General features: G+C 60.1%; 30 protein-coding genes. 20 read left to right on the top strand and 10 right to left on the bottom strand.

Translation table 11 applies throughout. From position 1 onward, the window contains the following. Positions 1-173: 173 nt before the first annotated feature. From KUIN1_RS05445 to KUIN1_RS05435, 3 genes are read right to left on the bottom strand one after another with little or no spacing between them, the layout of a single operon-like run. Positions 174-803, bottom strand: coding sequence for an SOS response-associated peptidase (locus tag KUIN1_RS05445; protein WP_004406897.1), 630 nt, complete (start codon positions 801-803; stop codon positions 174-176). A gap of 29 nt (positions 804-832) precedes the next feature. Further along, the gene (locus KUIN1_RS05440) at positions 833-1093 is read right to left on the bottom strand and encodes a putative signal transducing protein (RefSeq protein WP_003318203.1); all 261 of its coding nucleotides are present in this window, start codon (positions 1091-1093) and stop codon (positions 833-835) included. Next, the gene (locus tag KUIN1_RS05435) at positions 1093-1275 is read right to left on the bottom strand and encodes a CPXCG motif-containing cysteine-rich protein (protein ID WP_004406898.1); all 183 of its coding nucleotides are present in this window, start codon (positions 1273-1275) and stop codon (positions 1093-1095) included. The genes KUIN1_RS05440 and KUIN1_RS05435 overlap by 1 nt, the downstream gene beginning before the upstream one ends. A gap of 103 nt (positions 1276-1378) precedes the next feature. Here KUIN1_RS05435 and KUIN1_RS05430 point away from each other — a divergent pair, with 103 nt between their 5' ends. Both KUIN1_RS05430 and KUIN1_RS05425 read left to right on the top strand, forming a co-directional pair. Beyond that, a complete protein-coding gene (locus KUIN1_RS05430) occupies positions 1379-2545 on the top strand; it encodes a 1-acyl-sn-glycerol-3-phosphate acyltransferase (protein WP_003421706.1) in 1167 nt (388 codons plus the stop codon). Between the two features lie 258 nt (positions 2546-2803). Beyond that, positions 2804-3010 (top strand): hypothetical protein, encoded by a 207-nt coding sequence (locus tag KUIN1_RS05425; protein ID WP_116831172.1) that lies wholly within the window; start codon positions 2804-2806, stop codon positions 3008-3010. Positions 3011-3085: 75 nt separating this feature from the next. On the opposite strand, the gene KUIN1_RS05420 is transcribed toward KUIN1_RS05425, so the two are convergent. Next, positions 3086-3667 (bottom strand): YajG family lipoprotein, encoded by a 582-nt coding sequence (locus KUIN1_RS05420; protein WP_152091881.1) that lies wholly within the window; start codon positions 3665-3667, stop codon positions 3086-3088. A 228-nt stretch (positions 3668-3895) separates the two neighbouring features. Here KUIN1_RS05420 and KUIN1_RS05415 point away from each other — a divergent pair, with 228 nt between their 5' ends. Continuing rightward, on the top strand, positions 3896-4129 hold the full coding sequence (locus KUIN1_RS05415) for a hypothetical protein (RefSeq protein ID WP_004406900.1): 234 nt from the start codon (positions 3896-3898) through the stop codon (positions 4127-4129). A gap of 721 nt (positions 4130-4850) precedes the next feature. Next, complete coding sequence (gene mqo, locus KUIN1_RS05410; protein ID WP_116866290.1) at positions 4851-6359, top strand: malate dehydrogenase (quinone); 1509 nt, start codon at positions 4851-4853, stop codon at positions 6357-6359. Positions 6360-6444: 85 nt separating this feature from the next. Here the strand turns inward: mqo and KUIN1_RS05405 are convergent, their stop codons facing one another. After that, positions 6445-7341, bottom strand: a complete 897-nt coding sequence (locus tag KUIN1_RS05405) for a homocysteine S-methyltransferase family protein (RefSeq protein ID WP_162886021.1) — start codon at positions 7339-7341, stop codon at positions 6445-6447. A gap of 110 nt (positions 7342-7451) precedes the next feature. Between KUIN1_RS05405 and KUIN1_RS05400 the strand changes: the two genes are divergently transcribed. Both KUIN1_RS05400 and KUIN1_RS05395 read left to right on the top strand, forming a co-directional pair. After that, positions 7452-8273 carry an ABC transporter substrate-binding protein gene (locus tag KUIN1_RS05400; RefSeq protein WP_004406910.1) on the top strand — a complete coding sequence of 274 codons (822 nt, stop codon included), beginning with the start codon at positions 7452-7454 and terminating at the stop codon, positions 8271-8273. Next, the gene (locus KUIN1_RS05395) at positions 8270-9103 is read left to right on the top strand and encodes an amino acid ABC transporter permease (RefSeq protein ID WP_024640145.1); all 834 of its coding nucleotides are present in this window, start codon (positions 8270-8272) and stop codon (positions 9101-9103) included. The genes KUIN1_RS05400 and KUIN1_RS05395 overlap by 4 nt, the downstream gene beginning before the upstream one ends. Positions 9104-9413: 310 nt before the next feature. On the opposite strand, the gene KUIN1_RS05390 is transcribed toward KUIN1_RS05395, so the two are convergent. The 3 genes from KUIN1_RS05390 to KUIN1_RS05380 form a co-directional block, all read right to left on the bottom strand. Further along, complete coding sequence (locus tag KUIN1_RS05390) at positions 9414-9701, bottom strand: PA4642 family protein (RefSeq protein WP_003379227.1); 288 nt, start codon at positions 9699-9701, stop codon at positions 9414-9416. Positions 9702-9767: 66 nt separating this feature from the next. After that, positions 9768-10271, bottom strand: a complete 504-nt coding sequence (locus tag KUIN1_RS05385) for a hypothetical protein (protein ID WP_004406917.1) — start codon at positions 10269-10271, stop codon at positions 9768-9770. A gap of 66 nt (positions 10272-10337) precedes the next feature. After that, complete coding sequence (locus KUIN1_RS05380) at positions 10338-10895, bottom strand: hypoxanthine-guanine phosphoribosyltransferase (protein WP_003318214.1); 558 nt, start codon at positions 10893-10895, stop codon at positions 10338-10340. Between the two features lie 207 nt (positions 10896-11102). On the opposite strand from KUIN1_RS05380, the gene upp reads away from it, so the two are divergent. Next, the gene (gene upp / locus KUIN1_RS05375; RefSeq protein WP_024642275.1) at positions 11103-11741 is read left to right on the top strand and encodes a uracil phosphoribosyltransferase; all 639 of its coding nucleotides are present in this window, start codon (positions 11103-11105) and stop codon (positions 11739-11741) included. A 4-nt stretch (positions 11742-11745) separates the two neighbouring features. After that, the gene (locus KUIN1_RS05370) at positions 11746-13023 is read left to right on the top strand and encodes a uracil-xanthine permease family protein (protein WP_011266747.1); all 1278 of its coding nucleotides are present in this window, start codon (positions 11746-11748) and stop codon (positions 13021-13023) included. Between the two features lie 177 nt (positions 13024-13200). Here the strand turns inward: KUIN1_RS05370 and hemH are convergent, their stop codons facing one another. Together hemH and KUIN1_RS05355 are read right to left on the bottom strand one after the other, a co-directional pair. Then, positions 13201-14223 (bottom strand): ferrochelatase, encoded by a 1023-nt coding sequence (hemH, locus tag KUIN1_RS05360; protein WP_116886578.1) that lies wholly within the window; start codon positions 14221-14223, stop codon positions 13201-13203. 27 nt (positions 14224-14250) lie between these two features. Then, a complete protein-coding gene (locus tag KUIN1_RS05355; RefSeq protein ID WP_116886579.1) occupies positions 14251-15153 on the bottom strand; it encodes a TIGR01777 family oxidoreductase in 903 nt (300 codons plus the stop codon). Between the two features lie 288 nt (positions 15154-15441). On the opposite strand from KUIN1_RS05355, the gene KUIN1_RS05350 reads away from it, so the two are divergent. From KUIN1_RS05350 to KUIN1_RS05295, 12 genes are all read left to right on the top strand, one after another. Beyond that, positions 15442-16428 carry an NAD(P)/FAD-dependent oxidoreductase gene (locus KUIN1_RS05350; protein WP_011266745.1) on the top strand — a complete coding sequence of 329 codons (987 nt, stop codon included), beginning with the start codon at positions 15442-15444 and terminating at the stop codon, positions 16426-16428. Further along, positions 16425-16640: a TIGR02450 family Trp-rich protein gene (locus KUIN1_RS05345; RefSeq protein WP_004406940.1), complete on the top strand. Its 216-nt coding sequence runs from the start codon at positions 16425-16427 to the stop codon at positions 16638-16640. Before KUIN1_RS05350 ends, KUIN1_RS05345 begins: the two co-directional genes overlap by 4 nt. A gap of 117 nt (positions 16641-16757) precedes the next feature. Beyond that, positions 16758-17720 (top strand): YbgA family protein, encoded by a 963-nt coding sequence (locus KUIN1_RS05340; RefSeq protein ID WP_024640149.1) that lies wholly within the window; start codon positions 16758-16760, stop codon positions 17718-17720. Positions 17721-17723: 3 nt separating this feature from the next. Further along, complete coding sequence (locus KUIN1_RS05335) at positions 17724-18626, top strand: MerR family transcriptional regulator (RefSeq protein WP_032656230.1); 903 nt, start codon at positions 17724-17726, stop codon at positions 18624-18626. Positions 18627-18635: 9 nt separating this feature from the next. Beyond that, positions 18636-20084: a deoxyribodipyrimidine photo-lyase gene (gene phrB, locus KUIN1_RS05330; RefSeq protein WP_004406945.1), complete on the top strand. Its 1449-nt coding sequence runs from the start codon at positions 18636-18638 to the stop codon at positions 20082-20084. Then, entirely contained in the window at positions 20077-20499 is a 423-nt protein-coding gene (locus KUIN1_RS05325) for a nuclear transport factor 2 family protein (RefSeq protein ID WP_024641571.1), read from the top strand. The genes phrB and KUIN1_RS05325 overlap by 8 nt, the downstream gene beginning before the upstream one ends. Then, a complete protein-coding gene (locus tag KUIN1_RS05320; protein WP_004406947.1) occupies positions 20496-21284 on the top strand; it encodes an SDR family NAD(P)-dependent oxidoreductase in 789 nt (262 codons plus the stop codon). Before KUIN1_RS05325 ends, KUIN1_RS05320 begins: the two co-directional genes overlap by 4 nt. Beyond that, a complete protein-coding gene (locus KUIN1_RS05315; protein ID WP_024641570.1) occupies positions 21281-22528 on the top strand; it encodes an NAD(P)/FAD-dependent oxidoreductase in 1248 nt (415 codons plus the stop codon). The genes KUIN1_RS05320 and KUIN1_RS05315 overlap by 4 nt, the downstream gene beginning before the upstream one ends. Next, positions 22525-23325: a DUF1365 domain-containing protein gene (locus KUIN1_RS05310; RefSeq protein ID WP_004406949.1), complete on the top strand. Its 801-nt coding sequence runs from the start codon at positions 22525-22527 to the stop codon at positions 23323-23325. Before KUIN1_RS05315 ends, KUIN1_RS05310 begins: the two co-directional genes overlap by 4 nt. Then, positions 23312-24580 carry an SAM-dependent methyltransferase gene (locus tag KUIN1_RS05305; RefSeq protein WP_024652616.1) on the top strand — a complete coding sequence of 423 codons (1269 nt, stop codon included), beginning with the start codon at positions 23312-23314 and terminating at the stop codon, positions 24578-24580. The genes KUIN1_RS05310 and KUIN1_RS05305 overlap by 14 nt, the downstream gene beginning before the upstream one ends. Beyond that, on the top strand, positions 24573-25082 hold the full coding sequence (locus KUIN1_RS05300) for a DUF2878 domain-containing protein (protein ID WP_024641569.1): 510 nt from the start codon (positions 24573-24575) through the stop codon (positions 25080-25082). The genes KUIN1_RS05305 and KUIN1_RS05300 overlap by 8 nt, the downstream gene beginning before the upstream one ends. Beyond that, complete coding sequence (locus KUIN1_RS05295; RefSeq protein ID WP_046722219.1) at positions 25037-25393, top strand: YkgJ family cysteine cluster protein; 357 nt, start codon at positions 25037-25039, stop codon at positions 25391-25393. Before KUIN1_RS05300 ends, KUIN1_RS05295 begins: the two co-directional genes overlap by 46 nt. Positions 25394-25442: the final 49 nt, after the last annotated feature.

Here is a 25442-nt window from a genome sequence, read left to right as displayed (position 1 = left end):
TAGTGTATGAAACGGTCATTCCCGGGGCAGACCTCTGCGCCAGATACCGGCCAGCTGGCATCTTGGTCTTTGCACAGGGGCTGATGGTTCCCGCAGGTGTGTCCAGTTTGTATCAGATGTACTTCAGTGCGGATATCGGATTTGTCCGATTCGGCGTTTTTTGCCTGGCCCGACTAGCTCAGAGGCGTAAGGCACTCAGGGGCATTGAGCTTGGGATCATTGACCAGATTGGCCAGTGGCCGCTCGCGCAGCGCCGTCTGCGGGGCAGCCAGCAACGCTTGCAGGGTCGGCAGCGGCGTGTCGGCGGCCAGCCAGTCTTTCTGGCCCTTGGCGTCCAGAATCAATGGCCGGCGCTGGGTTGCCGCGGCCTGGGTAACCACTGCGACGCTCAGGTACGTATGCCCCTGCACCGGATAGGCTTCCCAGATCGCGGCGAAAAACAGCGCGGCGCCCTCCCCCGGCGTCAGCCAGAACGGGCGTTTGCGCACCGTGCCGCGCCATTCGTAAAAGCCGTTGGCGGGGAGCAGACAGCGGCGATGGGTGAAGGCATCGCGAAACATCGGCTGCTCGGCCACCGTTTCAGCGCGGGCATGGGCAGGCGTTTTCGACAGGTCAGTGAGCCAGGCCGGCGTCAGGCCCCAGCGCGCGCGCACCAGCTCGATGCCCTCCGCGTTGTCGGCGGCACGCATGATCAACACCCAGTCGGCTGGCGAAATATTCCATTGCGCCTGCTGATCGGCAGGAAAACCGGGCAAGGCGGCAAAGGCAGGGGTCCAGCGAAACAGGGCGTAGCGTCCACACATGGGGGCTAATCAGACTCGTTTGAAGGTGCTCAGCACACCAGTACATCGGGGAAGTCGTCCGGCTCATCGCCAGACAGGGGCGAGGCGCTATTGTACGCAGTGATCAACGCTCGTGCGCGAGCGACCTGCGCATCTTCGACCTTGAGGGCCAGGAGGCCCAGCCCCGGCAGCTCGCCCATCGCCCCAAGCAGATCACGACCGGCCAGATGCGCGTTGATGCCTTCGCTGGCAAGCATTGCCAGCAGCAACTCGGCCTCCATCAGGTTCTCGGGCTCGTAGATCTTCTGCATCACTCGTTCTCGCTGCGAACATCCAGATTCCAGTCTTCGCCGTCGGTCTGCAGGTCGAAAACGATCGGGCGGCAACAGACCGGACAGTCTTCAATGTACTGTTGATCGCCGCCGGAAATATCCAGTACGGCTTCGACAGGTTCGCCGCAATAAGGGCAGTCGTAACTCTGTAATTCCTGCATCACGGTCTCCGGGATCAGTTATGCGTATAATTGACCCATTCTTCAGAAGGCAGTTTTAACAAATCCGTCTTCTTTTTACCCTATTCGATTCAAACAAGAGAGCATGATGGGCGAATTTGATGCCATCCGACCTTACAACGATGCAGAAGTCCCCGCCGTATTGGCACGTCTGCTGAGCGACAAAGCCTTTCTCGCCATTCTGACCCGGTTCCGCTTTCCCCGCCTGGCGGGCGCATTCGGCTGGCTGCTGCAGCCAACCCTGGCACGCAAGCTGCGCCGCGAATTTGCCGGCATCGACTCGGTCGCCACGCTGCAGGACAAGGTTGAATATTATGTCGACCACACCATCGAACGCGCCACCGACGGGGTCACCTACACCGGCGTCGAACAGCTGAAGTCCGGTTGCGCCTACCTGTTTCTGGCCAACCATCGCGATATCGTCATGGACCCGGCGTTCGTCAACTATGCCGTGTACCACGCAGGCCTGCCCACTCCGCGCATCGCAATCGGCGACAACCTGCTGCAAAAGCCATTCGTCAGCGACCTGATGCGCCTGAACAAGAGCTTCATCGTGCATCGCTCGATCACCGGGCGGCGCGAGAAGATGGCGGCTTATCAATTGCTGTCGGCGTACATCAATCACTCGATCACCCAGGACTGCCAGTCGATCTGGATCGCTCAGGCCGAGGGCCGCGCCAAGGACGGTGACGACCGTACCGAGTCAGCGATCCTCAAGATGTTCCACATGAGCCGCAAGGATGAGCCGTTTGGCGACGTGATTCGTTCGCTGAACCTGATCCCGGTGTCGATCAGCTATGAGTATGATCCGTGCGACAGCGCCAAGGCCCGCGAGCTGTACATTCGTGCGACAACCGGCGCCTACACCAAGACGCCGGGCGAAGACGACGTGAGCATTGCCCTGGGGATCACCGGCTATAAAGGCCGTGTGCATGTGAACTTTGCACCGCCGATCACCGAGCACTTCGAGGACACCAAGCAACTGGCCATCGAGATGGACCGGCAGATTCTCGGCGGCTATCGGCTGTTCCCGGTGCATTACCTGGCGTACGCGCAGTGGAGCGATGCCGATCCGGCGCTTGAAGTGCCGAAGGCTGAAGCCCTGTTCCCGGCCGATGAACTCGAACGTGCCAGGGAGGAGTGGGAAAGTCGTCTGGCAGGCACGCCGATCGAGCACCGCCCCTACATGATTCAGCAATACGCGACACCGGTGCGCAACCAGTACCGCGTCAAGGCAGGGCTGGCGCTTTAAGACCTGCGCCAGAATGCCTACCGTACCCATGCTCCGCGTGGGTACGCCGTTGCGGGCGCTTTGCGTCCGGTCGTGGGCGGGTCAGCGTGAGGAACGATAGGTGTACGGGAGAGCACGCACCTGCTCAGGCTCCGCGTGGTCATACGCCCCCCGAAACATCCTGCATGACAATTCTTTGCCGCTGTCACCCCAGCGTCATACTTCGCCTGCATTGTGTGGCTCCTCGAGAAACGGACTTCCCTCTCTTTGGAGCTTGTCATGCTGCATGCAAAAAATCAGGATCGCCTTTATCTCATTGCCCCAAGCGATGAGCAGCAGGAGTTGATCGATGGCCTGGCCTTCAATGTTCAGGACCGCCACTGGCTGGTCTACTGCGCACTGGGCGGGCATGTTCATCATGATTTGCCGGATATGGATCAGGACACGGGGTTGAGTTTCCTGGACTTCTACCAGCAGGCAGCCTGATAGCAAACCCTGAACAGCAAAAAGCCCGGCCCCTTCAACAAGGGCCGGGCTTTTTTTATCGCGACGGTTAGAGGCTTACTGCGACAGGGTCGAACCGATGGTCGGGTCCTGGAAGACGCGAGTCAGCGCATCGCTCAACACGTCGCTCACCAGCTTGGTGTTGGTTTCCTGGTTCGGCGCCATACCGAAACGCTGGTCCAGCGATGCGGCGTAACGACCACTGTAGGTGCGACCGTTATTGCGCACGTCAGCGCGGAACGTCGAGCTGATGGTGGCTTCAGTCACGTACAGACCTTCCTTCGGCGACTGGTACTTCAAGTCTGCCAGGGTCACGGTCAGTCGTGGAGCGTTGCCGCTCTGGGTTGGCGTAAAGCCCAGCAGGCGCACGGCCGCTTCAGCCTGAGCCTGAAGCTTGGGAACGATATCGGCACCGTTGACGCTGATTGCGCTGGTTTCCGGGTACATGCCACCGCGCGTACCCAGCGTCGGCCCAGGACGGCCGTCGACGACACGCACCACCACAGGCTGACCACGCCCTACGGCCGCCAGCTGCGCGTTGAGCTTGGGCGTGGGGCTGAGTTGTTGCGGACTGTGGGCACAGCCCACCAGGGTCAAACTGCTTACAGCAAGCAAACCGAACAAAATGCGACGCAGCATGCTCATTTCTCCATGGGCCAGACACTGAATGTGCCGCAGTATAGCGGCCTGTAACAGCCGCTAACCAGAGGCCACTGACCGTTAAGCCTCGGACATTCGACACGCATCGGGGTTCACGCAGCAACGCAGGGCAAGATTCATCCAGCACGGTGTAATCAGGGCGTCACATCCAAGCGGCAGACTCGCCTCCATCGCCCAGACGCTCATTAAAGTCACAGGAGCTGCGCCATGAATCTGTTCCGGTCTCTGTTCACTGCACGCCCACAGCATCGCCACTACGCGCGTATCGATCAGGCAGGCGTCTGCCGTGCGTTCAAACACTGCGCGCAACGCCCGACCGGCGTGGAATGGGTCGAAGTGACCGAACAACGGCTCAGCTGGCTGAATCAGCCCCTGCCCGCCAGCGCCCGCGTGACGCAGCGTAGCGAACGCTCACCGCGCGGCCAGTTGCTCACCGCCTGACCGGGGAGCGAATAAAAGTCATTTAAAGCGATCAATTCCTGCCATTTCATCGCTATAATCTCCCCCCGATTATAAGGACGTCTCCTGATCGGGCCTCGCAGCACTGCTAATCGCCGTATTAGCGCCTTCGTAATGCCCACAGAGAGCCGCCCACACAGGTCATTTGCGCACGAGTGTGCTCGATGAAAGGTGAAGAATGCTCGAATCGTATCGAACCTTTCTCGCCGGCCAGCGCCTCACTCTCTATGCGCCTGACCTGCCAGCGCTGTCATCGCAGCCATTTCGAGGTTTGGTTCGCGTTCCCAAAAGGACGTGAAAAACGGGTTTCACTACTTCACAAGAGTGTGGCGAGCAAATGAATAGGTACGCGTTTGTAAATGCACCATCAGCGTCTGAACCGGCTCTCTTGAACAGGACTGACCGCAGCCGCGCCTCCATGACCGGAGCCTGACGCCATCGACAGGAGCCCGTTGCACAAGGGGCTCCCTGACGATGGTCGAATGGCCTCGCGGGCCTGGAAATGCGTTCATGAAGCATTGATGAACCATGACCGGGCCTGACCGGGACCTGCGCTTTGGATGCGAAAAATTGCGAAGAATCGGTCAGGCGATCCTGGCCAGGCAAGCGAGGGTAGAGAGTTGATCCAGCCCGCGAACACCTGGCAACCAGCCTCAGGATCGTATGCCGTCAATTTGGTGCTGCAGATTTTGGAGACGCGTTAATGGCGCATAACGAAGCAGTCGATGTAGTACTGGTCGGAGCGGGCATCATGAGTGCCACTCTGGCGGTATTGCTAAAAGAGCTCGACCCCGGCATCACGCTGGAAGTCGTTGAGCTGATGGATTCCGGTGCTGCGGAGAGTTCCAACCCGTGGAACAACGCCGGCACCGGCCACGCCGGTCTGTGCGAGCTGAACTACACGCCGCCTGCGGCTGATGGCTCCATCGACATCAAGAAAGCGGTGCACATCAACACCCAGTTCGAAGTCTCGAAACAGTTCTGGGCCTACCTGGCACGCAAGGGCACCTTCGGTACAGCCCGCTCATTCATCAACCCGGTTCCGCACCTGAGCTTCGTACAGGGCGAAAAAGGCGTCTCGTTCCTCAAGACCCGTTTTGCAGCCATGAGCAAGCATCACGCCTTCTCCTCGATGGAATACACCGAGGACAAGGCAAAACTGGCCGAGTGGATGCCATTGATGATGCCTGGCCGGCCTGCGGACGAAAAAATTGCCGCAACGCGCATGATGAACGGCACCGACGTCAATTTTGGCGCGCTGACCAATCAACTGCTTGGCCACCTCACCAGCGCTCCAGGCACGCAGATCAAGTACCGCAGCCGTGTGACCAACCTGACCCGCAACGGCGCCGGCTGGACCGTCAGCGTCAAGGACGTGAATGGCGGTGGCACGCGCGAGATAGATGCCAAATTCGTGTTCCTCGGTGCCGGTGGCGCAGCACTGCCACTGCTGCAGTTGTCGGGCATCGAAGAAAGCAAGGGCTTTGGCGGCTTCCCGGTCAGCGGCCAGTGGCTGCGTTGCGACAACCCGGAAGTGGTCAAGCACCACCAGGCCAAGGTCTACAGCCAGGCCGCCGTGGGCTCGCCGCCGATGTCGGTGCCGCACCTGGACACCCGCGTGGTCGATGGCAAGAAATCCCTGCTGTTCGGACCTTATGCCGGTTTCACCACCAAGTTCCTGAAACACGGCTCGTACCTCGACCTGCCGCTCTCGGTACGCGTGGCCAACATCAAACCGATGCTGGCGGTGGCGCGCGACAACATGGACCTGACCAAGTACCTGGTCAGCGAAGTGATGCAGTCGATGGAGCAACGCCTGGAATCGCTGCGCCGCTTCTACCCGGAAGCGAAAGCCGAAGACTGGCGTCTCGAAATCGCCGGTCAGCGCGTGCAGATCATCAAGAAAGATGCGAAAAAAGGCGGCGTCCTGCAATTCGGCACCGAGCTGGTGTCTGCACAGGATGGCTCGCTGGCCGCACTGCTCGGCGCTTCGCCAGGCGCTTCGGTGACTGTGTCGATCATGCTGGAGCTGCTCGAGCGCTGCTTCCCGGAGAAAACCCGCACGGAATGGGCGACCAAGCTCGAAGAGATTTTCCCGGCCCGGGAGAAGATCCTCGAAACCGATGCGCCGCTCTACGAGCGTATCAGCGCGCAGAACGACGAGGCGCTGGAACTGGTCGAGAAAAGCAGCCAGGAACACAGCTTCGCCTGATCCGGTCGCTGCTGTGCTGTAACAAAAAGCCCCGTGAGCCTTTACCAGCCACGGGGCTTTTTATTGCGTTTATTGCAGGTGCCGGTCAGAGGCTTCTGGACAGTACGGCAATGTGCTCGGGGCCAATCCCGCAGCAGCCGCCAATGTGCGTGGCGCCGCGCTTGACCCAGTCTGCCGCCCACTGCTGATAGCCCTGCGGGTCAAGGTCTTCACGCAGCTCATCCAGGCCGTCGTTGGCGGTGGCGTCCTTGGGTTGCGGCGGGAAGGCGTTGGCATAGGCGCCGATGGCAATGTCGACGTTCAGCGACGTGAACACCTCACGCGCCGCATCGATTGCGCCACCGATCACCTCTGGCTGGCTGCAGTTGAACAGCAGCGTGGCGACACCCATTGCTGCGGCAGCACTGGCGGCGTCGGCGACCGGCTCGCCTGAGCGCAGGCGCGGAACCTCGTCAGTGTCTTCATCCTGCAGGGTGAAGGACAGCCAGAACGGTTTGCTGTCATTGGGCAGCCCGGCGCGGATGGTCTGCGCTTCGAGAATGCAGCTCTGGGTTTCGGCCAGCCACAGGTCGACATACGGCGACAGCCCGGCAACCAGTGGTTTCAGAACGTTGGCAGCCAGTTCAGGCTGATACAGGTCAGGGCGATAGGAACCGAACAGCGGCGGAATGGAGCCCGCTACCCGGGCGCGTCCGCCAGAAGCATCGGCCGATTCGCGCGCCAGTTGCCCGGCCAGCGCTGCCAATGCCTGACCTTCACGGGCAAAACGCTCTTCACCAATATGAAACGGCACGACGGCGTAGCTGTTACTGGTGATGACCTGAGCACCACTTTCGATATAAGCGGCGTGTACCGCACTCACCGCTTCGGGTGCTTCACTCAATGCCAGAGCCGACCATTCAGGCTGGCGGAACGGGGCTCCGCGACGCTGCAGTTCACGGCCCATGCCGCCATCGAGAATTACAGTTGTGCCTTGCGTCATATGTGATCTGCTTATATGTATATGAAAAAAACTCATTATGAGTCAGTCTTGTATAACGTATTTAATACGGCCCTTTCATCAAACTACAAACACTTTTTCAGGGGATATCTGTGAATTATCGCGCTCTGCTGGGCATCGGCCTGGTCACTCTGGCAGCCTCCACGCAAGTTCTGGCCGGCGCCACGCTGGATCGCGTGCAGAAAAACAAAGAGCTGGTCAACGTCCTCATGGAAAGTTACCCGCCCTTCTCTTTCCTGAATGACAAGAATGAACTGGACGGCTTTGATGTCGACGTCGCCAAGGCCGTGGCGCAGAAACTGGGCGTCAAGTTGCGCCTCGAAACACCGTCCTGGGACGTGATCGCCGCGGGCCACTGGAGCGGACGTTATGACATCTGCGTCTGCTCGATGACACCGAGCAAGGCCCGCGCCGAAGTGTTCAACTTCCCGGTCGAGTACTACGCCTCGCCTGCAGTGATCGTGGTCAACGCCTCGGATGATCGTATCCATTCGGCCAAGGACCTGAGCGGCAAGAAAGTCGGCCTGACTAGCGCCTCCAGCTACGAAAGTTACCTGAACAAGAACCTGGTCATCGATGGCGCCGAAGACAAGCCCCTGCAGTACCCGTTCGAAGACGTACAGATCGCCCCGTACGACAACGACAACGTGGCCTTTCAAGACCTTGGGCTGGGCGCTGGCAAGCGGCTGGACGCGATACTGACCAATCTGGTGACCGCAAAACCGCGTCTGGATCAGGACAAGCGCTTCAAACTGGCGGGCGAGTCGCTGTATGAGGAACCCAATTCCGTGGCCATCGAAAAAGACGATCCGGAATGGGACGCCAAGGTTCGCGAAGTCTTCGCCGAACTCAAGAGCGACGGCACCCTGAGCAAGCTGTCGCAAAAGTGGATCGGTGCTGACATCAGCAAATGACTTCCTTTCAGCCCCAGCGCCCACCCGAGCAGGCCGAGCAGAGCCTGCTCAAGCGAGTTTTCGGCTTCCGTACGCGGCTTTACCTGACCTGGCTGGTCATGTTCGTGCTGTTCGCCGGCTTCTTCCTGAGCTTCGATCTGAAGCTGTCGATCATCCTCGACAAGCTGCCGAACCTGATCGGGCTGCATATGGCCCCCAACGGCTTTCTGCAGGGAGCGGCGCTGACATTGTTCGTGTCAGTGTGCTCGATCGTGGTCTCGGTCGTGCTTGGCTTTGTCACGGCACTCGCACGGCTCTCCAGCAGCGCAGTGGCGTTTGGCATCGCCAGCTTCTACGCCTCGTTCTTTCGTGGCACGCCGCTGCTGATCCAGATCCTGTTGATCTATCTCGGTCTGCCACAACTTGGCATCGTGCCCGGAGCCATCACGGCAGGAGTGATCGCGCTGTCGCTCAACTACGGGGCGTACCTGAGCGAGATTTTCCGTGCCGGTATCATCGGTGTCTCCGTCGGGCAGCGTGAAGCCGCACTGGCCCTGGCGCTGCGCCCGACGCAGATCTTCTGGCGCGTCACCCTGCCCCAGGCCATGCGCACGATCATTCCGCCGACCACCAACCAGTTCATCTCCATGCTCAAGGACTCTTCCCTGATTTCAGTGATGGGCGTCTGGGAAGTGATGTTTCTCGCGCAGTCTTACGGCCGCTCCAGCTATCGATACATCGAAATGCTGACCACCGCGGCGGTGCTGTACTGGATCATGTCGATCGGGCTGGAGTTGTTGCAGTCACGACTGGAGCGGCATTACGGCAAGGCGTATCAGGCACGCAAGTGACTGCAGCGTTCGTCCTCACGCTTTGCGCTCAGTGTTATACGCAAGTCTGTTTTTGATTCTGGCCGAAGGCCGTGGGAGCGAACTTGTTCGCGAAGGGGGTCGTATAATCGCCGAAAATGCATCGACTAAAACACCGTCTTCGCGAACAAGTTCGCTCCCACGCCCTCTGGGCAGAAGCTCGGAAGCCCGTTATTCCGGGCGCTCTAGGACGTGTGTATAACGACTGAGAGCTCCGCGTGGGAATGCCGTTCCGGACGCTCTGCGTCCAGCTCTGGCAATGCGGAGCATTGGCACGACAGTCAAACGGCAATTACGTACGGGCTTTTTCGATCAGTTCGATGTACTCATCAGCATTGCGCTGATCCTTGATCAGGGCGATGAAGTCGTTGCCGTGCTCGTCCTTGCCATCGAAGTCATGGCCCGCTTCCTTGAAGAACACCAGAAAGCGTTCGAAATCGTTGATGCGCAGCCCACGATAAGCCTTGATCAACTTGTGCAGCGACGGCGAGGTAGCATCATACGGCTCGAAGTCGAGGAACAGTTTGATCTGCTCATCGCCGATCTCATCGCCAATCAACTGCTTCTTATCTTTACGCATTACAGGCTCCAGCAGGTCGCAGACACTTTCACGGGCGGGCAGTTTACCCTCCGGCGAGCGCCGCGCTCAACGCGCACGTGCAGAGGTGGTGTGCAGATCAGCCCAGATGTGTCCGTTGGCATAACTGAGGAACTGGCAATAGACCTTCTCGTTGCGCAGCAAGTCCACCAGCACGCGGTACTGGGACAGCGGGTAATACAGCGTCAACGTGCGCGACGGCTCATCATAGGTCGGCTTTTTAAGGCTTTTGCTATCACCGCCATCGAAGTGCACGAGCACCTGGGAGATGGATGCGCCCTTGTTCAGCGACTTGCCCTTGAGGCGCAGCGACAAGGGCGAGGTGACCGGAATCGGCTGCTGACTCGATTGCCGCTGGTTACCGGCAACGATGGTGTACTCGGTGACCCGCATCAACTGTTGCTGCTCGGGCACACCATCGCGCAGGCTCAGGTCGTCAGGCGGCAGGTATTGATCGTGCATGGGGCTGGCCGATACCGGCGCAGCAGGTGCGGCAACGGCCAGACCAGACAACAGCACCAACGCTACGGCGCCGGGAATCAGTAGCTTCATTGAGGGTTTCCATATAATTGCCAATCGACGACCGCCCCTGTTCGCAGAAGCGGCCGTCAGAATGCCTTACATCCCTTTGACCGCATAGATACCGGCAGCATTACGCCAGTAACCTTTGTAGTCCATACCGAAGCCGAAGATATAACGGTCGATGCACGGCAGGCCGACGTAGTCGGCTTTCAGGTCCGGGCGAGCCTTGCGGTCGTGGTCCTTGTCGATCAGCACGGCCGTGTGCACAGCGCGGGCACCGGCGTGTTTACAGAAGTCGATGATGGCGCCCAGGGTGTGGCCTTCATCGAGGATGTCGTCGATGATCAGCACGTCACGGTCCATGAACGAGACTTCCGGCTTGGCTTTCCAGAACAGATCGCCGCCGGTGGTTTCGTTGCGATAACGCGTCGCGTGCAGGTAGGACGCTTCCAGCGGGAAGTTCAGATGGGTGAGCAGCTTGCCGGAGAAAATCAGGCCGCCATTCATGACGCAGAACACGACAGGATTGCGCTCGGCCAGTTCGGCATTGATCTGCGCGCCGACGCGGGCAATGGCCGCATCCACTTCGGCCTCGGTGTACAGGCAGTCAGCTTCGCGCATGACTTGACGGATATGCTCGAGATCAGCGGACATGACGCTCTCCAGGTAAGGCAGTTTGAGAAAAGCGGGCAAAGGTACGCATCCGTTCAAGCCAGAGCAAGTGATTCTGGACTAACGTTGCGAGTGTCTTGCAAAAGCCGCGAACGTCGAAGCTTCGTAACGATACTGCATGTGCTTTAAGACAGTCAGTGCCGAATAGATTAACCTAGACCGATTTTTGCCCCGCTGGAGCCTTTCCCCATGCCCATTCGTGAGATCCGTCACCCACTGATCCGCCACAAGCTCGGCCTTATGCGCCGCGCCGACATCAGCACCAAGAATTTCCGCGAGCTGGCTCAGGAAGTCGGCGCGCTGCTGACCTATGAAGCCACCGCCGACCTGACGCTGGAAAACTACGACATTCAAGGCTGGGCCGGTACGGTGTCAGTCGAGAAGATCGCGGGCAAGAAAATCACTGTCGTGCCGATTCTGCGCGCCGGTATCGGCATGCTGGACGGCGTGCTCAGCCTGATTCCGGGCGCCAAGGTCAGCGCGGTCGGCGTGGCCCGCAACGAAGAAACCCTGCAGGCGCACACCTACCTGGAAAAACTGGTCCCGGAAATCGACGAGCGCCTGGCAATGATCATCGACCCGATGCTGGCCACCGGCAGCTCGATGGTCGCCACCATCGATCTGCTGAAGAAGGCCGGCTGCAAGGAAATCCGCGCCATGGTCCTGGTCGCGGCGCCCGAAGGCATCGCTGCCGTAGAGAAGGCGCACCCGGACGTGATGATCTACACCGCTTCCGTCGACGAGCGTCTAAACGAACACGGCTACATCATTCCGGGCCTGGGCGATGCCGGTGACAAGATTTTCGGCACCAAACAGAAGGACGCGTAACCCGATGACGCAGCAGGAGTTCAACGATCCACTGTGGCGCACGATTTTATCCGGCGCGCAAATGCTCTTCGTGGCCTTTGGCGCGCTGGTGCTGATGCCGCTGATCACCGGGCTCGATCCGAACGTGGCGCTGTTCACCGCAGGCCTGGGCACGCTGCTGTTCCAGATCGTCACCGGGCGTCAGGTGCCGGTCTTTCTGGCCTCGAGCTTTGCCTTCATCACCCCGATCATCCTCGCCAAGGGCCAGTTCGGTCTGGCCGCGACCATGGGCGGCGTCATGGCGGCAGGCTTTGTGTATACCTTTCTCGGTCTGGCGGTGAAGATCAAGGGCACCGGTTTCATTGATCGCCTGCTGCCTCCCGTGGTGATCGGGCCGGTCATCATCTCCATCGGCCTGGCCATGGCCCCGATTGCAGCCAACATGGCGATGGGCAAGTCCGGCGATGGCGTGCAGTTGATTCCTTATCAGACCGCCATGCTGATTTCGATGCCCGCCCTGCTGACCACGCTGATCGTGGCGGTGTTCGGCAAAGGCATTTTCCGTCTGGTGCCGATCATCTCCGGCGTGCTGGTGGGCTTCGCGCTGTCGTTCTACTTTGGTGTGGTCGATACCAAAAAAATCGCTGACGCCGCCTGGCTGGCCTTGCCGCACTTCACCGCACCGGAATTCAACTGGCAGGCGATACTGTTCATTGTTCCGGTGGCCCTGGCCCCGGCCATCGAGCACATCGGCGGCGTGATTGCAGTCGGCAGTGTGACCGGACGCGATTACCTGAAAAAGCCGGGCCTGCACCGCACGCTGTTCGGCGACGGCATCGCCACCACCGCAGCGGGTCTGTTCGGCGGCCCGCCCAATACCACTTACGCCGAAGTGACTGGCGCGGTGATGCTGACCAAGAATTACAACCCGCAGATCATGATCTGGGCGTCGTTCTTTGCGATCACACTGGCGTTCATCGGCAAGTTCGGCGCGCTGCTGCAGAGCATTCCGGTGCCGGTGATGGGCGGCATTCTATGTCTGCTGTTCGGTTCGATTGCCGCAGTGGGCATGAACACCCTGATCCGCCACAAGATCGACCTGGCCGAAGCGCGCAATCTGGTGATTGTCTCGGTCACCCTGGTATTCGGGATCGGCGGCGTATTGATCGGCACCGGCAACGGCCCGAACGATTTCGGCCTGAAGGGCATCGCCCTGTGCGCCGTGACCGCCATCGCCCTGAACCTGATCCTGCCGGGCAATGACAGCTGGAAGAACAAGCAACTGGATGATCAGTTGCCGTAATCCTGCCGGGAGTGGGCTTGACCATCGTGCCAACGCTCCGCGTTGGCATGCAGTTCTGGACGCTCTGCGTCCGATCCTGAATGTGCGGTGCAGCGCAGATTTGTGACGCGGAGCGTCACGAAATGCATTCCTACGCGGAGCGTAGGAACGATCACCACCACCCTGGCGTTCGCAGCACTACAACATCAACGGCGCACGCTCGCACAGTCTGTTCAACTCTTTCGCCCAGTTGGGGTCGTCGTTCAGGCAAGGGATCAGAATCAGTTCCTCTCCCCCCGCTTCCTTGAACTGCTCGGCACCGCGATCACCGATCTCCTCCAGCGTCTCGATGCAATCAGCCACGAACGCCGGACACATGACCAGCAGCTTCTTCACACCTTTCGCCGCCAGTTCGTCCAGATGCGCTTCGGTGTAGGGTTCGATCCACTTGGCACGCCCCAGACGTGACTGGAACGACACCGACCATTTGCCGTCAGCAATGCCCATACGTTTGGCGAATGCCGCCGCCGAATGTATGCACTGCGCGCGATAGCAGGTGGCTAGCACTTCGGCGGGGGCGGTCATGCAGCAGTCGTCCTTCAGGCAATGCTTGCCGGTCGGGTCGAGCTTGTGCAGGTGCCGCTCGGGAAGACCGTGAAAGCTCAGCAGCAAATGGTCGTAAGGCTGCTCCAGATGCGGCCGCACGCTTTCCACCAGCGCACTCAGGTACTCGGGCTGATCGTAGAACGGCTGCAGCACCGAGAACTGCATTTTCAACGATTTGGCGCGCACCACACGTTTGGCTTCTTCAATGACCGTGGTCACCGTGCTGTCGGCGAACTGCGGATACAGCGGCGCCAGGGTGACCTTCTTGAAGCCCTGCTCTGCCAGGCGCGTCAGCACGGTTTCGATGGACGGCTCGCCATAACGCATGGCCAGCTCGACCGGCCCGTGCGACCACTCCTTTTTCATCGCCTGCTGCAGACGCTTGCTCAGCACCACCAGAGGCGAACCTTCATCCCACCAGATGGACGCATAGGCGTGTGCGGACTGCTCTGGCCGTTTGATCAGAATCAGCGAGACCAACAGCCTGCGCACTGGCCACGGCAGGTCGATCACATAAGGATCCATCAGGAACTGGTTCAGGTAGCTGCGCACGTCTGCCACTTGAGTAGAGGCAGGCGAACCCAGATTGACCAGCAACAAAGCGTGATCGGTCATGCAACATCCTATTCATTTCAACAGCGTTCAGTGGCGACCCAGCAAATCCTGCAGGGCGGTGTCGAGTTCGGTGTACTTGAATGTAAAACCAGCTTCCTGCAAACGCTCCGGCCGCGCACGCTGACCACCGAGCAGCAATACCGAAAGCTCACCCAGCAATACCTTCAGGGCCAGCGCAGGCATGGGCATGAACGCCGGTCGGTGCAGAATGCCGGCCAGGGTCTTGGCAAACTGACGATTGCGCACCGGTGAAGGCGCGCAAACATTATAAGCACCCTTTGCTTCATTCAGATTTAACAAAAAATCAATTGCGGCGATTTGATCCTGGATGTGAACCCACGGCATCCACTGCCTGCCGTTACCGATCGGCCCGCCCATGCCGAATTTGAAAGGGGGCAACAGACGCTGCAGAAAACCGGCACGATCGGACAGCACCAGCCCCGTGCGTATCAGCACCACCCGCACACCCAGCGCCTCGGCACGTTGCGCGGTTTCTTCCCAGGCATTGCACAGCTGGCTGGCAAAGTCTTCCTTGGCAGGCAGCGAGGTTTCGTCGATTTCGCGCTCGCCACTGTCGCCGTACCAACCGACTGCGGAACCGGAAATCATCAGCGCAGGTTTTTGCGCGCGAGTGCCCAGCCATTTCAGCAGTTGCTCGGTCAGGCCGACGCGACTCTCCCACAGCAACAGACGGCGCTTGCGGGTCCAGGGACGATCCGCAATGGGCGCGCCTGCCAGATTGATGATTGCATCCACCGGCTGCGTGCCCAGCTCATCAAGGCTGGCAATGCCACGCACTGAGGGGCCGCACAGCTCGACGACATCGGCGGGTGTTCGGCTCCATACCGTCAATTCATGGCCTTGAGCAGACCAGAAACGGCAGAGCGCTCGTCCTATCAAACCAGTACCACCGGTCAGCAATATGTGCATGGCAGATAACCTCGCGTGGCGTAGGTGACAATTGAGTAGTCTTATTTTTACCAGTGACGCTGTCCGTGACGTTGGTCCGGAAAACGAAACTGTCAGCTGAACCATAGGCCACAGCAGAATGAAGCGCAGCCTCGAGGCCTTCGCCCGAGTCGCTGAACCGTTCGACCTTGCCAGTGGCAGTGTGACTCAATCGCTAAATTGCAAAACCACTGCAAGTTATACCAAACAAGAAGATTGTACAGGTTTTAACTACGGCGTAGTCTGTACAGACAAGGTAACGAGGCCCCTATGACTGTCCCTATCGCAATCATCGGTACCGGTATCGCCGGACTCTCAGCAGCCCAGGCGCTTACAGCCGCCGGGCATCAGGTGCACCTTTTCGACAAGAGCCGCGGCAGCGGCGGTCGTATGTCCAGCAAGCGCAGCGACGCAGGTTCGCTGGACATGGGCGCACAGTATTTCACCGCCCGTGACCGGCGCTTTGCCACTGCAGTCAAGCAGTGGCAAACCCAGGGCCACGTCGCCGAGTGGACACCCTCGCTCTACAACTTTCATGGCGGCAGACTCAGCCCTTCACCGGATGAGCAAGTGCGCTGGGTGGGTACGCCTGGCATGAGCGCTATTACCCGGGCGATGCGCGGCGATCTGCCAGTGTCGTTCTCGTGCCGGATCACTGAAGTGTTTCGCGGCGAACAACACTGGAACCTGCTGGATGCCGAAGGCGAAAGCCACGGCCCTTTCAGCCATGTGATCATCGCCACCCCGGCCCCTCAGGCCACAGCCCTGCTGGCTGCCGCGCCGAAACTGGCAAGCGTCGTGGCAGGCGTGAAGATGGACCCGACCTGGGCTGTGGCGCTGGCCTTCGAAACCCCATTGCAGACGCCCATGCAGGGTTGCTTCGTGCAGGACAGCCCGCTGGACTGGCTGGCCCGCAACCGCAGCAAACCCGGGCGCGACGCCACGCTCGATACCTGGGTACTGCACGCCACCAGCCAGTGGAGCCAGCAGAATATCGACGCCTCCAGAGAACAGGTGACCGAACAGTTGCACGGCGCCTTCGCGGAGTTGATCGACTGCACCATGCCCGCGCCAGTGTTCAGCCTCGCCCACCGCTGGCTGTATGCACGGCCTGCCGGCTCTCACGAATGGGGCGCCCTGTCGGATGCCGATCTGGGCATTTACGTGTGCGGCGACTGGTGCCTGTCCGGACGCGTGGAAGGCGCATGGCTGAGTGGGCAGGAAGCCGCGCGTCGATTGCTGGAACACGTGCAATGAATCAGATCAACCCGCGCAAGCTGCTGCTGTCGAAATGGACAGCAGCCACCCCGCTCAACCGGGAAAAACACTTTCTGGTCACCGAGCTGTTCAAGGACGAAGAAGGCACCGTCCTGGAAATAGAGCTGCAGGCCGTGCTGACCCAGCGCAGCGAGCGACTGCCGTGGCAAGTGCTGCAACAGTCAGATACATGGCGGATGGGCTGGAAGTAGCTGGAATCAGCCCTTACCGCCCTCTACAAAGAATTTGACTTGTACAATTACACCCCTATGATGAAGACAAGTTGTACAGCACGAACTATCTGTACAAGTCTTCTGTAGAGGTGACTGATGGCGGCGTCCGCAATCGAAAAACCCAAACTCGGCATCAGTGCCTGCCTGATGGGTGCCGAGGTTCGCTTCAATGGCGGACACAAGGAATCTCATCTGTGTACGCAGGCGTTGAGCAAGTACTTCGATTTCGTCCAGGCGTGTCCTGAAGTCGCTATCGGCATGGGCATCCCGCGCGAGCCGATCAGGCTGGTGGGCGACGCAGAAAATCCCAAGGCGCTTGGTACGGTCAATCGTGACCTGGACGTTACCCAGGCCCTGGCGGATTACGGCATACAGATGGCCGCTGAGCTGGGCGATATCTGCGGCTACATCTTCATGCAGAAATCCCCTTCATGCGGCCTGGAGCGGGTCAAGGTCTACCGCGAAAACGGCGCCCCGGTCGATGGCGGCGGTCGCGGGATCTATGCGCAGGCCTTTTGCGAACGTCACCCCGATCTGCCCGTCGAGGAAGACGGCCGGCTCAACGATGCCGTGCTGCGCGAAAACTTCGTCACCCGCGTGTTTGCCTACGCGGCCTGGCAACAGTTGCTGAAAGAAGGCGTCACCCGGCGCGCCCTGACCGAATTCCACTCGCGCTACAAATACCAGCTGATGGCCAACGACCCGGTGCAATACAAGGCGTTGGGCAAGATGCTCGGCAGCATGGGCCGCACCGACCCGAACGAAATCGCGCCGCTGTACTTCAGCCAATTGATGGCAGCCTTGAAAAAGTGCGCCACGCGCAGCACTCACACCAACGTCCTGCAGCACCTGTGTGGTTATTTGAAACAAACCATTACCAGTGAAGACAAGCAGGAAATCCAGCAGGTCATCGCCCAGTATCACCAGGGCATCGTGCCCCTGATCGTGCCGCTGACGCTGCTCAAGCATCATTTTCGCCAACATCCGGACCCGTATGTGGCGCTGCAGGTGTACATGCAGCCCCACCCGGAAAACCTCAGCCTGCGCAATGCGATTTGACTCATGAATGAAACAGACACAGAGGTGCCGGGCGACTGGTTGCCGATCCGCGAGGTTGCACGGCAGACAGGCGTCAACGCCGTCACCCTGCGTGCCTGGGAGCGTCGTTACGGGCTGATCGTCCCGCACCGCACCGCCAAAGGTCATCGGCTGTATTCGGACGAGCATGTGCAGCGCGTCATGAAGATTCTGACCTGGCTTAACCGCGGTGTGTCCGTCAGTCAGGTCAAGGGGCTGATCGATGACAATCGCAAGGACGCCCTGCCGCCGACCAACGACTGGGACGCATTGCGTCAGACCTTGCTGGTCGCGATCGGCGAGCTGGCCGAACGCCGGGTCGATGACGTGTTCAATCAGGCGATGTCGCTGTACCCGCCGCGCACGCTGTGTGAGCAGTTGCTGCTGCCGCTGCTGGCCGAGCTGGAACAGCGCTGGCAAGGCAAGTTCGGCGCGCAACTGGAGCGCACGTTTTTCTACTCCTGGCTGCGCAGCAAGTTTGGCGCACGCATCTACCACAACAATCGTCAGCTCAATGGCAGCCCGTTGCTGCTGGTCAATCAGTCCGATCTGCCGCTGGAACCGCACCTGTGGCTGGCGGCCTGGCTGGTGAGCAGCGCCGATTGCCCGGTCGAGGTGTTCGACTGGCCGTTGCCGGTCGGCGAGCTGGCGCTGGCAGCCGAATACCTGAAGCCACGCGGCATAGTGCTGTATTCCAGCAAGTCGCTGAACGTGCTCCATCTGCCCCGATTGCTGGCCAATATCACCTGCCCTGTCGTGCTGGGCGGACCAACGGTGCAGATCCATAATGCCGAGTTGCTCGTACAGGCCAAGGAGATATCTGGACTGACCCTTGCCCACGACGTACTCAGCGCTCAGATCGAGCTGGGCAAGCTCGGACTTATCTAAGGACTTCTCATGCAACTGATCTGGCTGCGCAGCGACCTGCGCGCTCAAGACAACACTGCCCTGACCGCCGCCATGGAGCGCGGTCCGACGCTGGCGGTCTACCTGCTCAGTCCTGCGCAGTGGCGCAGCCATGACGATGCCGACTGCAAGGTAGACTTCTGGCTGCGCAATCTGGTCGAGCTCGAGAAGGCGCTGGGCGAGTTGAACGTTCCTTTGCTGATCCGCGAGGCGGACACCTGGGATCAGGCGCCTGAAGTGCTGGCAACACTGTGCACACAGTTCAAGGTCGAGGGCCTGCACCTCAATCAGGAATACGGCATCAACGAAACCCGCCGCGACCAGGCGGTGCAGAAGGCAATGGAAAAAGCCGGTGTGCACTTCAACAGCTACCTCGATCAGCTGTTATTCAAGCCCGGCAGCATCCTGACCAAGACCGGCAACTATTTTCAGGTATTCACCCAGTTCAAGAAGGTCTGCTACACCCGACTGCACGAGGCCATGCCGCACCCGGTGCGCACCCCGCAAGCGCAGGCGGCACAGTCGATGAAAAGCGATGCGGTTCCCGAGCAGGTCAAGGGCTTTGCCACGCCCTCGAAAGCCTTGCGTGACCTGTGGCCGGCCGGTGAGGCCGAAGCCAGACGGCGCATGGACGCCTTCGCCGACGAGCAGATCAGCTACTACAAGACCGAACGCGACTTTCCGGCCAAGCCCGGCACCAGCCAGTTGTCGGCCTATCTGGCGGCCGGGGTGATTTCGCCGCGCCAGTGCCTGCACGCGGCACTGGCCAGTAATCAGGGCGAGTTCGAGACTGGCGACGTGGGCACCGTGACCTGGATCAACGAGCTATTATGGCGAGAGTTCTATAAACACACGCTGGTCGGCTACCCGCGCGTCTCGCGTCATCGCGCCTTTCGCCCGGAAACCGAGGCGTTGAAGTGGCGCGATGCACCTGAAGAACTGCGCGCCTGGCAAGAAGCGCGTACCGGGCTGCCAATCATTGACGCAGCGATGCGCCAGTTGCTGGAAACCGGATGGATGCACAATCGGCTAAGGATGGTCGTTGCGATGTTTCTCACCAAAAATCTTCTGATCGACTGGCGTGAGGGCGAGCGCTTTTTCATGCGCCACCTGATCGACGGTGATCTGGCGTCCAACAACGGCGGCTGGCAGTGGAGCTCGTCCACTGGTACCGACTCGGCGCCCTACTTCCGTATTTTCAATCCACTGTCGCAGTCGGAACGCTTCGACCCCGAGGGCGTGTTCATCAAGCGCTGGCTGCCGGAACTGGCGGATATGAATAAAAAGCAGATTCACGACCCGTCGTTAATCGGTGACCTGTTTGGCGCTGCCGACTACCCGAAACCCATCGTCGACCTGAGCAAGAGCCGCGCCCGCGCCCTGGCAGCGTTCAAGGCGCTCCCGGCTCGACAGCCGGCCGCAGGAGTCGAACATGGCTGATTTCCTGCATCGCTTCGCCGAGGGTTTTGCCGCGCTGAACAAGGACAACCTTGACCAGGTTGCCGAGCTGTACAGCGAAGATGTGTCGTTCAGCGACCCGATGCACGATATCCATGGCCTTGCCGCCATGCGCCGCTATTTCGGCGAGCTGTACGCCAACGTCCAGGACCTGCATTTCGACTTCCACGCCTTCGACGAGGTGCGCCCCGGCGAGGGCTATCTGGTCTGGACCATGAGTTATTCGCACCCGCGTCTGGCCGCCGGCCGGACGATTCGGGTAGAAGGCTGTTCGCACCTGAAGTGGCGCGACAAGGTTTATCGACACCGGGACTATTTCGATGCCGGTGCATTGCTCTACGAACATCTGCCCATCATGGGTCGAGTCATCCATTGGTTGAAGAAGAGGTTGGGATGAGCACTCCTGTTGCACGACGCATCTGGTTGACCGGAGCAAGCAGCGGCATTGGCCTGGCGCTGGCCAAAGAACTGCTCAACGCCGGTCACCGGCTGGCGCTGACCGCCCGCACGCTTGAGCCATTGCAGAACCTTGCGAACGTTTATCCCACGCAGGTGCTGCTGGTGACCGGTGACATCACCGACCCCGAGCAAGTCAAGGCGATTGCCGACGACATCGCCCGGCAATGGGGAGCCCTGGACACGGCCATCTTCAACGCGGGCACCTGCGAATACATCGACGCCCGACAGTTTGAAGCGGCCATGGTCGAACGCGTGGTACGCACCAACCTGCTGGCCAGCAGTTACTGCATCGAGCACGCGTTGCCGCTGCTGCGCAAAGGTCATCAGCCGCACCTGGTCGGCGTGGCCAGTGCGGTGACCTACCTGGCCCTGCCCCGCGCCGAAGCCTACGGCGCGTCGAAAGCCGGCCTGCGTTATCTGCTCGAAGCGCTGCGCCTGGACCTGGCCAGCGAAAACATCGACGTGACAGTGGTCAGCCCCGGGTTCGTCGACACGCCGCTGACGCAGAAAAATGATTTCCCCATGCCCATGCGCTGGCCTGTCGAGAAGGCAGCCAAACATATCGCCAGCAAACTGGGGCGCAACAAACGTCCGCTGGATATCGCCTTTCCGGCGCTGTTCATCTTCAGCATGAGCTTACTGGCCCTGCTCCCGGCACGCGCCCGACTGGCCCTCGGCAAACGCATGGCGCGCAGCGAATCGTCGAATAAGGACGCGCAATGAAGATCGCAGTCATTGGCAGCGGGATTTCTGGCCTGACCAGTGCCTACCTGCTCAACCGCGCGCATGAGGTGACCGTGTTCGAGTCTTCGGACTGGATCGGCGGGCATACTCACACGGTGGATGTGCAGGTCGAAGGCCGCGCCTACGCGATCGACACCGGTTTCATTGTCTTCAACGACTGGACCTACCCCAATTTCATTCGCCTGCTAGGCCAGCTGGGTGTCGGCTTCCAGCCTGCGGAAATGAGTTTTTCGGTACATGATCCGCGTACTGGCGTGGAATATAACGGCAACAACCTCAACAGCCTGTTCGCCCAGCGCAGCAACCTGCTGTCGCCGCGGTTCTGGGGCATGCTGCGCGATATCCTGCGCTTCAATCGTCAATCGGTCGATGATCTGGAAAACCAGCGCATCGCGGCAGACACCACGCTGGGCGAGTACCTGAAGAACGGCGGTTATGGCCAGCGCTTCATCGATCATTACATCGTGCCCATGGGCGCGGCGATCTGGTCGATGTCGCTGGCCGACATGCTCGGCTTCCCGCTGCAGTTCTTCGTGCGCTTTTTCAAGAATCACGGCCTGCTCTCAGTCACTCATCGGCCGCAATGGTGCGTGATCGAAGGCGGTTCCAGAAGTTATGTGGAACCGCTGACAGCCTCGTTCCGCGAGCGCATTCGTCTGTCCTGCCCGGTCACACGTGTCGAGCGTGACAGCGAAGGTGTGACGCTGCACAGCGCCATGGGCAGCGAACGTTTCGACAAGGTGGTGTTTGCCTGTCACAGCGATCAGGCCCTGGCCCTGCTGGCACAGCCATCGAGTGCCGAGCAGTCGATTCTCGGCGCGCTGCGCTATGCCGAAAACGATGTGGTGCTGCACACCGACACGCGACTGCTGCCCAAGCGCAAACTGGCCTGGGCGAGCTGGAACTATCGCCTGGGCGGCGGCGAACAGCAGTCGGCCGCCGTCACCTATGACATGAACATTCTGCAAGGGATCGAGAGCGACACGACGTTCTGCGTCAGCCTCAACCAGACTGCGGCCATCGACCCGGCCAAAATCCTTGGCCGCTACCGCTATGCCCATCCGCAATACAGCCTCGATGCGATCACTGCACAGGCGCGCTGGGAGGAAATCAACGGTGTCGACCACACCTGGTACTGCGGCGCCTACTGGGCCAATGGCTTTCACGAAGACGGCGTGGTCAGCGGCCTGCGTGTCGCCCAGGCCTTTGGTGAAACGCTGTGAACAGCGCCCTCTACAGTGGCTGGATCAGCCACCGGCGGTTTGCACCGCGCGCCCATGAGTTCACCTATCGGATAGGCCTGCTCTATCTGGATCTGGATGAACAGGACAGCGTACTGGGGCTCTCCCCACTGGCAGGCCGGGGGCGTTTTGCGCCGTTCTCGTTTCGTGAGCGAGACTATCTGCCAGAGCTGACCGGGCAAGGACTGACGCTCATCGAGGCGGTCCGCGAGCGGGTCGGCAAAGCGTTGGGGCGCATCCCGTCTGGCCGCGTCTGCCTGCTGACGCAGGCGCGCAGTTGGGGGCTGTCGTTCAACCCGGTGAGTTTTTTCTACTGCCACGAAGCTGACGGCACACTGGCCGGCATTCTGTGTGAAGTGACCAATACCCCGTGGGGCGAGCGCTACAGCTATGTGCTGCCCGCCACCGGCGAAGGCCATCAGCATTTCGCCGTGGCCAAGGCCTTTCATGTTTCACCGTTTCTGCCACGTGATCTCGAGTACCGCATGAGCTTCAGCCAGCCCGCCGAACGGATCGGTGTACACATGGCTGACTGGCAAGGCGAACTGAAGATGTTTGACGCCACGCTCAATCTGACCCGCCAGAGTCTCAACCGCAAGACGCTGCATCGCTATCTGATCGCTTATCCATGGATGACCGCGAAAACCTGTCTGGCCATTTATTGGCAGGCCATGCGCCTGTTGGTCAAACGCATACCCATCTTTTCCCATCAGGCCGCTGACGGCGAGTACCGTGCTGCCGCCGCGCAATCCAAGGACTCACTCCATGAAAAGCAGTAGCAGTAGTTTTTCTGCCAATCTGGGCACTAATGGTTTGACTGCCAACCTCCTGCGCCGAGGCGTGCTGCGGCAACTCGCCGGACTGCGCAACGGCCAGTTGGTGATTGTCGAACGGGGTGAGCGCCATGTGTTCGGCAAGAACGGCGCGCTGATTCAGGCTGAAATCCACCTTCTCGATTCGGCAGCCTGGGGCATGGTCGCCAGTAACGGTTCCATCGGTGCGGGCGAGGCCTTCATTCATGGCTACTGGACGACACCAGACCTGACGGCGGTGATCAGGGTGTTTGTCAGCAATCTGGATGTGCTGGATGCGATGGAGGGCGGAATGGCGCGCCTGACCCGCCCGCTGATTCACGCGTTGCACTGGCTCAACCGCAATACACGCGAAGGCTCGCAGAAAAATATCGCGGCCCACTACGACCTGGGCAACACGCTGTTCGAGCAGTTTCTCGACCCGACCATGATGTATTCAGCCGCACAGTTCCTCAGCGAAGACGACACGCTGGAACAGGCGCAGTTGAACAAGCTCGAGCGCATCTGTCAGAAACTCGCCCTGAAGCCCACCGATCACTTGCTGGAAATCGGCACCGGCTGGGGCAGCATGGCTATTTACGCGGCGCAGCACTACGGCTGCCAGGTGACCACTACGACCCTGTCCAAGGAGCAGTTCGCCTACACCGAGCGACGACTGATCGAACTGGGCCTGCAGGATCGCGTGACGTTGCTGCTGACCGACTACCGGGACCTGACCGGTGAGTACGACAAGCTGGTGTCCATCGAGATGATCGAAGCGGTCGGCCATCGCTTTCTGCCCACCTACTTCAAGCAATGCGCGAACCTGCTGAAAAGCAACGGCATGATGCTGCTGCAGGCGATCACCATCCGCGAACAGCGTTACGCACAGGCCAAGCGCACTGTGGACTTCATCCAGCGTTACATTTTCCCCGGTGGCGCCCTGCCCTCGGTGGCGAAGATGCTCGACATCGTCGGCAGCGATACCGACATGAACCTGCTGCACATGGAAGATTTCGGCTTGCACTACGCGCGCACCCTGCGCCTGTGGCACGACAACTTCAAAAACGCCCACGGCAAACTCGCCGAGCTGGGTTACGACGAGCATTTCCTGCGCCTGTGGGAGTTTTACCTGTGCTACTGCGAAGGCGGCTTCCTGGAGCGGACCATCGGCACCGCGCAACTGCTGCTCGCCAAGCCCGAAGCGCTGCGCGAACCGCTGCTTGGGCGCTTCAATGCTTAAATCCATTGCCAACGCGCTGTTGTTTCAGATCGGCTGGTTCGCCTGCGTACTGGGCGGCAACAGCTTCTGGCTGCTGATCGCCGTGGGCGTGCTGGCGGTGCATTTTCTGTGGATCAGCTCATGGGCAGCGGAAGGCCGGCTGATTCTGACGGTGACCTTGATCGGTATCGTGCTGGACAGTACCTTGATGACACTCGGCGTTTTTGATTTCGGCACGGGCGGCTACCTCTTGCCGTTGTGGCTGGCGCTGTTGTGGGCGGTGCTGGGCACCACGCTCAATCATTGCCTGGCCTGGACGGCGAAGCCGCTATGGCGTGCAGTCGTGCTGGGCGCTATTGGCGGCCCGATGTCGTACTATGCCGGCTCGCAACTGGCCCAGGTCCACCTTCCCCTCGGAGTGTGGCCAGGCATGCTGGTGCTGGGGCTGGTCTGGGCGGGTATATTTCCCCTGCTGCAATGGCTGGCAGCCCGCGCCGCCAGACACTCGGGAGAAACGCTCTGAACGCTACACTCATTCCGCTCGCCGAGGTCCACGGCGAACCGGCAGTCACTTGTTCGACCTGCGCAGCCTGCTGCTGCCAACTGGAAGTGATGCTGATCACCGACACGGGCGTGCCTGAGCGTTACATCGATACCGATGAGTGGGGTGGCGAGGTCATGTTGCGCCTGGATGACGGCTGGTGCGCTGCGCTGGATCGCAACACGATGATGTGCACGATCTACGAGAAACGCCCGTTGATCTGTCGTGAATTCGAAGCGGGTGCGGAAGACTGCCTGAACGAACGCAAAGGGATTGCGACGGCTTATCTTTGATTCATCACTATCGTCCCCACGCGCTGTGCTAAGCGTTATACACAAATCT

It is taken from the genome of Pseudomonas sp. KUIN-1 (assembly GCF_009176725.1).
GTDB classification, from domain to species: Bacteria; Pseudomonadota; Gammaproteobacteria; order Pseudomonadales; family Pseudomonadaceae; genus Aquipseudomonas; species Aquipseudomonas fragariae.
This window is presented reverse-complemented; position numbering and strand designations above follow the sequence as displayed.